The sequence below is a fragment of the Halomonas sp. DP1Y21-3 genome (genome assembly GCF_019801245.1).
Lineage (GTDB): Bacteria > Pseudomonadota > Gammaproteobacteria > Pseudomonadales > Halomonadaceae > Halomonas > Halomonas litopenaei.
Genome location: NZ_JAHVJM010000008.1, coordinates 127070 through 139779 on the forward strand (window position 1 = coordinate 127070; position 12710 = coordinate 139779).

The window sequence follows — 12710 nt, forward strand, 5'->3', positions numbered from 1 at the left end:
AGGCCCTAGCGAGCCGGGTCTACCACGCCACCCAGCGAGGCATTGCGTCTGAACCAGCCGGCGATGCTGGCGCGGGGCAGGCGGGTCGGCAGTACTTCATGCGGCACCTGCTCGGACAGGAAGCACACCAGGGTGCCGGCCCTGGGGGCGACCCTGGTGAGCTCCCTCTGCGGGTCCTGTTCAGCGTAGATGACCATCTCGCCTCCGCCATCTTCCGGCCAGTCGGGATTGAGATAGCCTACCGTGGAGACCACGCGGTTGGCGCGGCCTCGGAAACTGTCGAGATGGCGACGGTAGAAGGCTCCGGCAGGGTAGCGGGCCAGATGCGCCTCGTACTCGAACAGGCCGAGAAACAGGCTCTCGTTGAGTCTCTGCTGGAGTTCGCCCATGGCGTCCAGATAGCGGCGCTGGGCCAGGGTTTCCCGATCGAGCCAGTGGATGGCGTCGCCACGAATGTCTTCGCGGGTATCGAAGTCGGATCCGCGGCCGATGCCGGCCCGGGCCAGGGCCTGCTGGTGCGCTCGGCCCTCGACCTCGGCGTGCAAGGCCTGGCACAGCTCGGCGTCGATCATCGCTTCACCGACATAGAAGCCGCGTTCCACCAGGGCGTCCACCAGCTCCTCCATCCGTTGCGGCGGCAGGGGGCAGGGATCGGGGTAGCTCATGAAATCGGTGCTCGTCTTGTCATCGCGGGGCCGTGCCTGGTCATCTTGGCGCTCTTCTCGGAGGCAGATGGCGTAGTCTACCCTCCGGGCGGCGAGAAAGGCTCATGTCCAGGTCGCATCCCTTGGCCAGCAGCTCCACCAGCATCATGGCGGACAGCCCCCAGATCACGTAGTCGTCGCCCTGGTCGGCGGGGATCAGGTAGCTCGGTACATAGATGTCGTTGCCGTCCACCGGGATCACGTCGGTGTGGGTACGCTGGTCATCGATAAAGTGCGACAGCGGCACCTCGAAGATCGCGTCCAGCTCGCCCAGGTCCGGGACCAGCGGCAGATCCGGCGGAATCAGTCCGACGAAAGGGGTGACCTTGAGACCATGCAGCGACAGCACATCAGAGAGCTGGCCGAGCACCTCTACCTGGCCGGGGGGCAGGCCTATCTCTTCTTCGGACTCGCGCAGGGCGGTGGCCAGCAGGTCGGCGTCATGAGGCTCCCGCTTGCCGCCCGGAAAGGCGACCTGGCCGCTGTGGGTCGACAGGTGGCTTGCGCGGCGGGTGAACAGCAGGCCGGGCTCGGGCCGATCGACCAACGGAATGAGTACCGCCGCCTCGGGCAGCTTCAGCGTCAGGCGGCGGGGGGAATGCGCTTGCAGGCGTTTGCGAAGTTTCTCTAACATGGGGGATCCGCAGGGTTTCACTCCTTGTACCCAGCCCCGTGCAGTGGCGTCAAGCCCGTCCTCCATTCCCGAGCCGGGAGCGACATGAACGATTGCAGCCCATGAATTTTTGCAGCCATTGCGGGCAGACCGTCCGTTTCGTCATCCCCGAGGGGGACGACCGTCCGCGTTACCTGTGTGACGACTGCGGCACGATCCACTACCAGAACCCGCGCATCGTGGCCGGCACGCTGCCGGTTTGCGGGTCACGGGTGCTGCTGTGTCGTCGCGCCATCGCACCGCGTGAAGGCTACTGGACGCTGCCGGCGGGATTCATGGAAAACGGCGAGACCACCCCGGACGCAGCACGGCGCGAGACCCGCGAGGAGGCCTGCGCCGAGGTAGCGCTGTCGGGGCTCTACACCATGATCGACCTGCCCCATATCAATCAGGTGTTCATGATCTTTCTCGCCGAGCTCGATGGAGGTTACGCCGCCGGCCCCGAGAGTCTTGAGGTCGCGCTGTTCGAGGAGCACGAGGTGCCCTGGGACGAACTGGCCTTTCCCACCATCGAGCGTACCCTGCGTCACTTCTTCGAGGACCGCGCAAGCGCGACCTTCCCGCTGCACATCAGCGATATCACACCGGATCAGCGCAGGCGCTTCTTCGGCAGCGCCTGACGGCACTCTTTCAAGGCTTGCCGGGGGCGGGGCCAGGTCTGCCCCCGGTGGCCCGACGCAGATTCGAAAGGCCCCTGGCCGGCTCGTCCGCTTTCGTTCGCGTTATAGATCTGCCAGCCGCCAGACGTCGTAGGCTACCTCCTCGTAGGGGTGGGCCAGCTTGAGCGCGGAGATGGCGGCGCCGATCAGCTCGTCCTCGCACACCAGCTCCACCTTGTATTCTTCTACCCGCTCAAGCTCACCCACCTGCCCGATGTGCGGGTCGGCGCCGTCCAGCGGGCGAAACTGGCCCTGACCGGCGGTCTGGAAGCAGCAGGCCTCGTAGTCACCGATGCGTCCGGCACCGGTGGCAAACACGGCTTCCTTGACCGCCTCGGCGTCGTCTCTAGGCACGAAGAAGGCAAGCTTGTACATGGGGTCTCCTTGCGTAAGCTGGGGGATGGTCGAGCCGGGTGTACCACCCGAGGGTGGCGACGCGCAACCTGCGCCCGGCGAATCTGCCAGCAGCCAGCAGGAGCCAGCATGAAACTGAATGACGCCCTCGAGACGCTGGGGCTAGCCGCCACGGCACCGCCACGTGCCCTGTCGGGGGGTGATATGGCCGAGGTGTGGCGGATCGAGACAGCGCAGGGCGCGGTGGTGGCCAAGCGCGACGATCCTGAACGCCTGGCAGGAGAGGCCGAGGGCCTTGCCGCACTCGGCGATGCCGGTAGCTCGCTGGTGATACCCGCAGTGATGGGCCAGGTCGGCTCCTGGCTGGTGATGGAAGCACTGGAGCCGGGGCCCGCCGACTGGACGGCGCTGGGGCGAGGGCTGGCGGAGCTGCACGCGCCTTGCGAGGCCGCCCACGGCTGGGCGCACGACAACGCCTGCGGGGCGACGCCCCAGCCCAATGCGCCGCTTCACGACGGACGCGCCTTCCAGCGTGAGCGCCGATTGATGCCTCTGGGCGAGGCCTGCCACGGCCGCGGCTTGCTGTCGCGCAGCGAACTTGCCCGCCTGGGGCAGGTGGCCGACCAGCTCGAGGCGTGGCTGCCTGACCAGGCGCCGAGTCTGGTGCACGGGGACCTGTGGTCCGGCAATGTCATCCACAGTTCGCGGGGCCCGGCATTGATCGACCCGGCGGTCTATCGCCACTACCCGGAGGTGGATCTGGCCATGCTGACGCTGTTCGGCGCGCCGGGCGAGGCCTTTTTCGAGGCCTACTGGCAGGCGCAGGGGCGGGAGCGCGCCCCCGCCGACTGGCCCCGGCGCGAAGCCGCCTTCCAGCTCTATCCGTTGCTCAATCACCTGCTGCTGTTCGGCCGTGGCTATCACGCGGCAGTGCTGCGAACGATCACGCGGCTGGAGCAGGACTCCAACGACTAGGGCTTGTCTGAAAAGTGCCTGCGCTCGGTAATACGGCGTTAAAAATCGGATCAAAATGCTCATTTACACCCCGTAAACTGCGCTTTCTCACCGATTTTTGCCTTGTCTAACCTTCGCTCGTCGACTTTTCGGACAGCGCCTAGACAGAGCGGGCTTCAGGAGGCGCCGAGCCCCAGCAGGCGCCGCCACCAGGGACGCGTGATCGCCCTGGACGGCTCGTGAGGCTGCTCGGCGAGGCTTTTCTCGAGAAAGGCCTTGATCGGTGCAACCTGGCTCGGGCGATCGAGCATCGGGGCGTGGCCGCAGCCCGGGACCGCCAGCGTCTCGAGCTGTGGCTGGGCCTCGCCCATGCGGGTGACGATATCCTCGGACAGCAAAGGTGAGTCTTCGCCACGCACGACCATCAAGGGGCAGCGGATGGCCTTCCAGTCGGCCCAGGTGTCCCTGGGCGTGTCGTGGACGAATTGCTCGCCGATGCGCGGGTCGTAGTGGTAGGTCCAGCTACCGTCCGGCAGGCGGCGAGCGCTCTCCAGGGTAAGCTGGCGCCAGGCGTCCTCGTCATCGATGCCGAAGCCGGCGTAGTGGCGGCGAAGCTCCGCCTCCAGTTGGCTCAAGCGGGAAAAACGGTGGGGGACGGTGAAGTAGGTGGCCAGTTCGGCCAGGCCTTGTGGCACCAGTTCCGGACCGACATCGTTGAGCACCAGTCGCTCGATGCGGCCTGCACTGGATGGATCGGCGGCCAGCAGCATGCCGAGCAGCCCTCCCATGGAGGTACCCACCCAGGCTGCCCGGTCGAGTTCGAAGTGGTCCATGACCGCCAACGCGACTGTCATGTAGTGGGAGTACAAGTAGTCATTGGCAGGATACAGCGACCAGCTCGACAGCCCTCGCCCCGGTGTGTCGGGTGCCAGGACTCGCCATTCGGGGCCAAGTTCCCGGGCCAGGGCAGCGAAGTCACCGCCGTGGCGTGCCAGTCCGTGCCAGGCGATGACGGTTCTGGGGGCCTCGGGATGAAACACGCGTACCGCGATCTCGAGCTCTCGGAAGGTGACCAGTCTCAGAGTGTCCATGGTGGCTCCTGGTGATGGTCCTGCAGGGGAGGGCGATCTTGGCTGTGTTGCAGTGCAGCATTATGGTTTAGCCAGCAATATAGTGCGGAATTGCGAATTTTTCACCATCCTTGCATGAAGGGCGGTAGAATACGACGCCAAACATGCGACAATGTATGTATATCGAATACCCCTAGATTCGAACGCCACCCGGTGCTTTCCAGGAAGTCGAGGCGCCCAGGAAATGGCAAGGACAGTGTGTCAGGGAGGTCGTGCTCGCGTCGCGCGGCGTCCCTGGTGTGATGTCTCTGTGGCCTGGTCAAAGGGACTTGTGGACAACGCCGAGCAACAGATCCGAGGATGCTATCAATGACGCCTTCCCGACCAGTCCCCGTCACTCTGACCTCGCGGGTTCCTTCTCGCCGCCGCCTTCTGTGTGCCGCTGTCGCCGCCCTGATGATGGGCCAGGTCCAGGCCGCCGATCTGTTGACCATTACCCGCGACGCGCTGGACAACAACTCCGAGTTGGCCTCCGAGCGGTCCACCACCAGTAGTGCGGAAGAAGGCATCAACGTCGAACAGGCGGATCTCAATCCTCAGGTGACCGCCTCCGGCGAGGCGGCCTACAACCATATCTTCGAGACCCAGTCGCAGTCAGGCTTCAGCGGCACCGGCAGCGATGACGACTACCTCAGCTACGGCCTCAACCTGCAGGCGACCCAGAAGCTCTACGACGCCCTGAACAGCCGCGAAGTGAACGTGGCCGAGGCCCAGCTGGAGCAGCAGACCTACACCCTGGCGGCTACCGAGCAGCAGGTGTTGATCGACACCTCGTCGGCCTACTTCGATATTCTGCGTGCCTACGAGATCCTCGAAGCTCGCAGGGCCCAGGAGCGCGCCATCGGGCGTCAGCTCGAGCAGGCCCAGGAGCAGTTCGACGTCGGTTTGATCGCGATCACCGAGGTCGAGGAAGCGCGGGCGACCTTCGACCAGTCACGGGCCGACCGGATCGTCGCCGAGAGCGACCTCCAGGTGGCCTTCGAGGCGCTGGAGCGCTTGACCGGCAAGCGCTACGACAGCATCGAGATGCTCCAGGACGATCTGCCTATTGCGCTGCCCGAGCCGTCCAGTCGTGATGCCTGGATCGAGCTTGCCATCGAGCGCAATCCGGAACTGCTGGCGCAGCAGGCGGGCGTCGATGTGGCGCGTGAGCGGATCGATGTGGCCAGGGCCGCCGATCTGCCGGTGGTGGAGGCCTTCGCCAACTACGCCTACAGCGACGACGAGCGTGACAACTTCGAGGACTACAACTCCAACAGCCAGGTGGGCGTGAGCGCCAGCATGCCGCTGTACACCGGCGGTCGGACCAGCGCCTCGGTGCGCCAGACCACCTACGACCTGGAGTCCAGCCAGTACGACTTCGAGTCCCAGCGCCGCGAGACGGTGCTGCAGGTGCGCTCGCTGTACACCCAGGTCAGCAATGACGTCTCCACGGTGGCGGCGCGCAAGCAGTCCATCGTCTCCAACCAGAGTGCCCTGGATGCCACCCGCGCGGGCTACGAGGTGGGTACCCGCAACATCGTCGACGTGCTCAACGCCGAGCAGAACCTGTATAACGCCATCGCTGACTACGCCGATGCCCGTTTCAACTACGTGATCAACCTGCTCAGTCTGCACCGTCAGGCGGGGGTGCTCGACGCCCAGGATATCGCCGAGCTCAACGCCTTCCTGGTCGAGGAAGGGCAGGTGAACTTCACCCTGCCGGAGCAGGGCGAGGCCGACGAATACGACGCGGTTCTCGATATCGGTGCACCGCCGAGTCAGGACGGCTGACGCACGCCTTGGCGTCCAGACTGACCGCCTCCTCCCTCGAGGCGGTCAGCGCCCGGCATCTGACGATCCAATTACCCCGAAGGAATCAAGGGATGAAAACCACCATCTATCGCGGCCGCCTCTGGGCCGCCCTGGCGGCGGCATTGCTGCTGGTCGGCTGTGGTCAGGAAGAAGACCCGTCCGCCGGCCAGGCCGGTGGTCAGCCACCCGCCAAGGCCATCGAGGTGGCCGAGCTGGCCTATCAGGACATTCCTCTGGACAAGTCCTACCCCTCCAAGCTGATGAGCGAGCAGGAAGTCACCCTGGTCGCACGTGTCACCGGTGTGCTCGAGGAGCGCAAGTTCGAACCCGGCGATCAGGTCGAGCAGGGTGAGAGCCTCTACACCATCGAGCCGGACCTGTACGAGGCCACCGTGGCCCAGCGCGAGGCCGACCTGGCCAGCGCCCAGGCCGAGCTGTCGCGGGCCGAGCGTGACGCCAATCGTTTCCAGCAACTGGCAGCCCAGAACTCGGTGAGCCGTCAGCAGGTCGACCAGGCCTTGGCCGACGCGCGCGTCGCGCGGGCCAGCGTGGCCCAGGCCGAGGCGGCGCTGAAGAGCGCCCAGCTCGATCTGGACTACGCCGAGGTCACGGCGCCGGTGTCTGGCGTGATCGGTCTCAGTGAGGTCAATGTCGGCAACCTGGTGTCACCCAATACCGAACTTGCCACCATCACTCCGCTGGACCCGCTGGAGGTCCGTTTCCAGATGCCTCAGAACGACGCCTTCGAGCTGCGTCGTCAGTTGAAGGACATGAGCATCGAGGACATCGCCGCCTCGCTCGAAGCGTTCTCTTCGCGTGGGGATGAGCCTGCCGTGCTCAGCGGCCACCTGGATTTCCTTGGCTCCCGTGTCGATCCCGAGACCAGCACCGTCCAGGCGGAGGCCACCTTTGCCAACCCGGACGGCGCGGTGCTGCCGGGTCAGTACGTGCGCGTGAAGATCGAGGGGCTGGCTCGCTTCGGCGTGCTGGCGGTGCCGGAGCTGGCGTTGACCCAGGGCCTGATGGGCCCGCAGGTCTACGTGCTCGATGAAGACAACGTCGCCAGGGCGCGTCCGGTGCAGCTCGGCGAGCTGGCGGGCGCCTGGCAGATCATCCTCGACGGCGTCGAACCCGGCGAGCGTGTGGTGGTCGGTGATCCGGGCAGCCTGAAGCCGGGTACCCCGATCGATCCCCAGCCGTTCGACGGCGACGCCGAGGCACTGATGCAAGAAGCCCAGTACGAGCAACAGGGGCAGGGCGCCGGCCAGGCCGCGCCCGAGCAAGCTGAGCAGGGCGCAGCGGCGTCACCGGGCGAGCCAGCGGCCGAACAGAGCGGGCAGGGCACTGCCGAGAGCGCTGGTCAGGGCGAGGATGCCGCGAGTGCCACCCAGGCCGCCCAGCAGGCGCCGATGAACGCGCCGCAGGGCGATCAGGAGGCCGAGGAGGCTCGAGGAGAGGGTAACGAATGAATTTCGCCAACTTCTTCATCAAGCGGCCGATCTTCGCCTCGGTCCTGGCGATCATCCTGACCATCATCGGGGCGATGAGCATGCGGGTACTGCCGATCGAGCAGTATCCCAGCGTGGTGCCGCCCACGGTGTCGGTCAGCGCCACCTTCCCGGGTGCCGATGCCGAGACCGTGGCGCAGACGGTGGCCGCGCCACTGGCGGAGGCGATCAACGGCGTCGAGAACATGCTCTATATGAACTCGACCAGCTCCGACAACGGCTCCATGAGCCTGAGCGTGGCCTTCGACATCGGGACCGACGGTGATATCAACACCATCAACGTCAACAACCGGGTCCAGGGCGCGCTGTCCCAGTTGCCCGAGGCGGTGCAGGAGCAGGGCGTCCAGGTCGAGCTGCGTTCCAGCTCGATCCTGATGCTGGTGTCGTTGATCTCGCCCCAGGACGACTACGACAACATCTACATGCAGAACTACGCCACCCTGAACATTCTCGACGAGCTGCGCCAGATTCCCGGCGTCGGTGAGGCCGAGGTGCTGGGCGGTGGCGAGTTCGCCATGCGCATCTGGATGGACCCCAACAAGCTGGCCGAGTACGACCTGACCCCCACCGAGGTGGCGGCGGCGATTCGTGCCCAGAACACCGAGGTACCGGCGGGTAGCCTGGCGTCCACGCCGATCGACAGCCCGCGAGCATTCACCTACACCATCACCGCCGGCGGACGTCTGTCCAGCGCCGACGACTTCCGCGACATCCTGCTGCGCACCAACGAGGACGGCTCTGCGCTGCGCCTGGATGATGTGGCGCGGATCGAGCTGGGCGCCTCCTTCTACGGCGTCGAGGCACGCCTCAACGGCGCCATCATGACGCCGATCATGATCCAGCAGCAGCCGGGCGCCAATGCCCTGCAGACGGCAGACATGGTCAAGGAAAAGATGAACGAGCTGGAGGTGCGCTTCCCGCCGGGCCTCGAGTACGTGGTGCCCTACGACACCACCCTGTTCATCGACGCCTCGGTGGAAACCGTCTTCCACACCTTTATCGAAGCCTTCCTGATCGTCGGCGTCATCCTGTTCATCTTCCTGCAGAACTGGCGCTTTACCGTGATCGCCATGTCGGTGGTGCCGGTATCGGTACTGGCCACCTTCGCAGGCTTCTACGTGTTCGGCTTCTCGATCAACCTTTTGACGCTGTTCGCTCTGGTGCTGTCCATCGGCATCGTGGTGGATGACGCCATCCTGGTGGTGGAGAACGTCGAAAGGGTGCTGTCGGAGGACGAGGAGATCACGGTTCGCCAGGCCACCATCCAGGCCATGAAGGAGGTCGGTGGGCCGGTCATCGCCACCTCGCTGATCATGGCGGCGGTGTTCGTGCCGGTGGCCTTCCTCGGCGGTTTTACCGGGCAGATCTATCAGCAGTTCGCCCTGACCATCGCCATCTCGGTGGCGTTCTCGGCGCTGATGGCGCTGACCTTCACCCCGGCGCTGTCGGCGATCTTCATCAAGCACGACCTGCACAAGAAGGAATCCTCCTTCATGCGGGCGGTGCGCACCCCGCTGCGCCTGTTCGACCGCTTCTTCGACGGCGTCACCAGGGTGTTCATGGTGGCGGTCAAGGCGCTGGTCAAGGCCTGGGTGCTGACCCTGCTGCTGGTGGGGCTGGTCGGGGCCGGTTCCTTCTGGCTCTACGAGAACACGCCCTCGACGCTGGTGCCGGAAACCGACCAGGGCATCGCCCTGGCGGCGGTCAGCCTGCCGGACTCGGCATCGCTCAGCCGCACCAAGGCCTACATGGCCGAGGTCAGCAAGCGCATCGAGGAAGTGCCCGGTGTGCGCTATTCCTCGGCCATCGCCGGCTACGACATGCTGACCAGCTCGGTCAACACCGCGCGCGGCATCATCTTCATCAACATGGACAACTGGGACGAGCGCGAGACCACGGTGGATGACCTGATCGGCCGGATCTTCCAGATCGGTGCCGAGGTCGACGGCGGCAACGTCATGGCCTTCAACATGCCGCCGATCATCGGCCTGTCCACCACCGGCGGCTTCACCGGTTACCTGCAGTCGTTCTCCGGTGCCACCCCCGAGGAGATCTACCAGGCCTCGCTCAAGGTGATGCAGGCGGCCAACCAGGACCCGGCGCTCAACCAGGTATTCTCGACCTTCAGCGTCAACGTGCCGTCCTTCCGCGCCGAGATCGACCAGCAAAAGGCGCTGAGCTACGGCGTGTCGCTGACCGACCTCAACGCCACCCTGTCGAACACCTTCGGCAACGGCTTCGTCAACTTCTTCAGCTACCAGAACCGCAACTTCCAGGTCTACCTGCAGAACGAGGCGGAGTACCGCGACACGCCAGACGATATCAACAACGTCTATGTGCGCGGCGGCAACGGTGAGCGGATTCCGCTGTCGGAGTTCGTGACCCTCGAGCGCACGGCCGCACCTGCAGTGGTGACGCGTTTCGGTGTCTACTCGGCGGCCCAGTTCCAGGGTGGCCCGGCGGAAGGCTACTCCTCGACCCAGGCGCTCCAGGCCATGGAGCGGATCGTCCAGGATACGCTTGGCAGCGACTGGGGCATGGGCTGGACCGGTACCGCCTACCAGGAGAGTGAAGCGGGTAACGCCGGCACCATCGCCATCATCTTCGGCATGGTCATGGTGTTCCTGATCCTGGCGGCGCAGTACGAGAGCTGGTCATTGCCGCTGGCGGTACTGACCGCCACGCCGTTCGCCTTCCTCGGGGGCATCGCCGGTATCGCCATGCGTGGCCTGGATACCAGCGTCTATGTCCAGATCGGGGTATTGGTGGTCATCGGCCTGGCGGCAAAGAACGCCATCCTGATCGTCGAGTTCGCCGAGTTGCAGCGCAAGGAGATGGGCAAGACCATCCGCGAGGCGGCGATCACCGCGGCGGAGCTGCGTTTCCGGCCCATCGTGATGACCTCCATGGCATTCATCTTCGGCACCCTGCCGCTGGCCATGGCCACCGGCGCCAGTGACACCAGCAGCCACCACATCGGTACCACGGTGGCCATGGGCATGGCCTCGGTGGCGATACTGGGTAGCTGTTTCGTGCCGTCGTTCTACGCCATGATCGCGTCGCTCTCCCTGCGCTTGTTCGGAGAGCGTGGTTCCGACGACGATGAGGACGAGAACGCCTCAGAAGCCAAGGGCACTGCCACCGATCATTGAACCAGTGGGCGGGTCAACATGACCGCCCCTCATCGGTAGAATGGTTGATGCAGGTCAAAGCGCCGCCTTTCCAGGCGGCGCTTTTTTTATGCTGCAGAGGCGGTGAGTCGCTGGTGACAGGGAGCTTTTTATTTCGTATTACAAGCTTGTGGCGGGCCTGGGGGAAGTGTGCAGTGCAGCATATTGTGCGTTGCAACATGCTGTCGCCAAAGGAAAAATTGGGATGTGCGGGTCGAGGTTTGTGGCCTATGGCGCTATGCTGCGGGTAGCAAGTACGCAAGTGGCAACGCCACGGGAGGTGGTATGGACATAACGCTGATCAGGGACATTGCCCTGAGTTTTCCGCTGATTCTGTTCACGGTGCTGCTTCCACTCGTCGCGCTCTACTGGATCCTGGTGGCATTGAAGCTGGTGCCGCTGCAGCTGTTCGAACGTGACAGCCTGCGTGACGATCATATGGCCAGCACGATGGTATCGCTGGGGTTTGCCGGGGTGCCGGTGACGGTGGCCTTGACCGCGCTGATCCTGTTCGCTGCTGTCTTCACGCTAGTGGCGGAACTGCTGATTCTGCAGTGGGTCAACTTGGCGATCGTGATCGTGCCGCTGGGCATCGTGGTGCTGTGGGGAGCCTTTGCGCTGTCGTCCCCGCTGGCATCCCGCTTCTGTCGGGTACTGTTGAAGCGCTATCGCGATCGGCCCTCGTTCAACCGCCGTTGCCTGCTGGGCGAGCGTGTTCAGGTGGTCGGCTTCATCGATGGCCAGGGGTGCTGCCGTGCGGTGCTCTGCTCGGACGGAACCCGGGAGATCTGCCTGAGGGGCAAGCCGGGGGCGATGCCGCGGGAAGGGGAAGTACGGGTGCTGGTCAAGTACCTGGAAGAGCACGACAGCTTCCGCTCGGTGGCCGAGCAGGAGTTTCTCGATGCGCGTACCCGGCTGGTAAGGCTCAAGCTGATCGAGCGCCATGAACCGGTACCACCCCATGAGGCGCCGACGCACGGGCACCACTACCACGGCCATCGTCACTCCCACGGCCATCAGCATTGAAGCGTGTCGAGCCCTTCCCGAGTCGATCGAGTGCCGGTTCGCGACGACGGGTCAGTCGCGACCGATCAGGCTGATCAGGTCATCGACCAGGGCAGGGCCTCGTTCACTTAGAGTGAAGGCCTGGGGCGCGCGCAGCCACTCCCAGAACAGCCCGCTCAGGGCATAGTGAAACAGGTCGGTGGCACGCTCCGGGCTAAGCCCGGGGCGTAGCTGCTGCTTGAGATCAGCCTGCTTGAACTGGCGCAGCAAGGCCTGGCAGGTTTCTCGGGCGATCTCGGCCTTGGCCTCCAGCGGGTCGAAATCGTCGGTACGCTCGCAGTGGTGCAGCAGGATACCGTGAACCCGGCGGTGGCGCGGAGTATCGGCCTGACGCAACCCGACATGACAGCTCAAGCGAATGGCCTCCAGCGGGTGGTGATCGACCGAGGAGTCGTCGAGCTCATTGAGCAGGTCCTCGAACGGCAGATGGACACGCTCCAGCATGGCCCGGAACAGATCGCCCTTGTTGCGAAAATGCCAGTACAGGGCGCCCCGGGTAACGCCGGCCCGTCGCGAGATGACCTCGAGCGAGGCGCGCGAGACGCCGCGCTCGAGGAACACTTCCTCGGCGGCATCGAGCAATGCGGCTCGGGTGGCGGCGGCTTCTTGCTTGGTACGGCGGGGCATGGGGGCGGGGCGCTCCGGCGGTGGGTCAGTCCGCGTATTCTACCGGACTGGCCCCGCGAGATCAGCGGCATC

The 12710-nt window shown here is 65.0% G+C and carries 11 protein-coding genes; 6 read left to right on the forward strand and 5 right to left on the reverse strand.

Features of this window, described 5'->3' with window-relative positions; translation table 11 throughout:
* Positions 1-5: 5 nt before the first annotated feature.
* Together KUV74_RS19985 and KUV74_RS19990 are read right to left on the reverse strand one after the other, a co-directional pair.
* The gene (locus KUV74_RS19985; protein ID WP_108449077.1) at positions 6-665 is read right to left on the reverse strand and encodes a 2OG-Fe(II) oxygenase; all 660 of its coding nucleotides are present in this window, start codon (positions 663-665) and stop codon (positions 6-8) included.
* A gap of 40 nt (positions 666-705) precedes the next feature.
* Entirely contained in the window at positions 706-1338 is a 633-nt protein-coding gene (locus tag KUV74_RS19990; RefSeq protein WP_108133273.1) for a CoA pyrophosphatase, read from the reverse strand.
* A gap of 101 nt (positions 1339-1439) precedes the next feature.
* Between KUV74_RS19990 and KUV74_RS19995 the strand changes: the two genes are divergently transcribed.
* Positions 1440-1997 (forward strand): NUDIX hydrolase, encoded by a 558-nt coding sequence (locus KUV74_RS19995; RefSeq protein WP_045992893.1) that lies wholly within the window; start codon positions 1440-1442, stop codon positions 1995-1997.
* A gap of 102 nt (positions 1998-2099) precedes the next feature.
* Here the strand turns inward: KUV74_RS19995 and KUV74_RS20000 are convergent, their stop codons facing one another.
* A complete protein-coding gene (locus tag KUV74_RS20000; protein WP_108133275.1) occupies positions 2100-2411 on the reverse strand; it encodes a YqfO family protein in 312 nt (103 codons plus the stop codon).
* 108 nt (positions 2412-2519) lie between these two features.
* Here KUV74_RS20000 and KUV74_RS20005 point away from each other — a divergent pair, with 108 nt between their 5' ends.
* On the forward strand, positions 2520-3365 hold the full coding sequence (locus KUV74_RS20005; protein ID WP_222517183.1) for a fructosamine kinase family protein: 846 nt from the start codon (positions 2520-2522) through the stop codon (positions 3363-3365).
* Positions 3366-3520: 155 nt separating this feature from the next.
* Here KUV74_RS20005 and KUV74_RS20010 read toward each other — a convergent pair whose 3' ends face one another.
* Entirely contained in the window at positions 3521-4435 is a 915-nt protein-coding gene (locus KUV74_RS20010; protein WP_222517184.1) for an alpha/beta fold hydrolase, read from the reverse strand.
* 348 nt (positions 4436-4783) lie between these two features.
* Here KUV74_RS20010 and KUV74_RS20015 point away from each other — a divergent pair, with 348 nt between their 5' ends.
* The 4 genes from KUV74_RS20015 to KUV74_RS20030 all read left to right on the forward strand — a co-directional run bounded on the left by KUV74_RS20015 (position 4784) and on the right by KUV74_RS20030 (position 11972).
* Positions 4784-6247 carry a TolC family outer membrane protein gene (locus KUV74_RS20015; protein WP_108133278.1) on the forward strand — a complete coding sequence of 488 codons (1464 nt, stop codon included), beginning with the start codon at positions 4784-4786 and terminating at the stop codon, positions 6245-6247.
* A 92-nt stretch (positions 6248-6339) separates the two neighbouring features.
* On the forward strand, positions 6340-7737 hold the full coding sequence (locus tag KUV74_RS20020; RefSeq protein ID WP_222517185.1) for an efflux RND transporter periplasmic adaptor subunit: 1398 nt from the start codon (positions 6340-6342) through the stop codon (positions 7735-7737).
* A complete protein-coding gene (locus KUV74_RS20025) occupies positions 7734-10928 on the forward strand; it encodes an efflux RND transporter permease subunit (RefSeq protein WP_222517186.1) in 3195 nt (1064 codons plus the stop codon). The genes KUV74_RS20020 and KUV74_RS20025 overlap by 4 nt, the downstream gene beginning before the upstream one ends.
* 303 nt (positions 10929-11231) lie before the next feature.
* A complete protein-coding gene (locus tag KUV74_RS20030) occupies positions 11232-11972 on the forward strand; it encodes a hypothetical protein (RefSeq protein WP_052704358.1) in 741 nt (246 codons plus the stop codon).
* Positions 11973-12023: 51 nt separating this feature from the next.
* On the opposite strand, the gene KUV74_RS20035 is transcribed toward KUV74_RS20030, so the two are convergent.
* Positions 12024-12638, reverse strand: a complete 615-nt coding sequence (locus KUV74_RS20035; protein WP_108449083.1) for a TetR family transcriptional regulator — start codon at positions 12636-12638, stop codon at positions 12024-12026.
* Between the last annotated feature and the right edge of the window lie 72 nt (positions 12639-12710).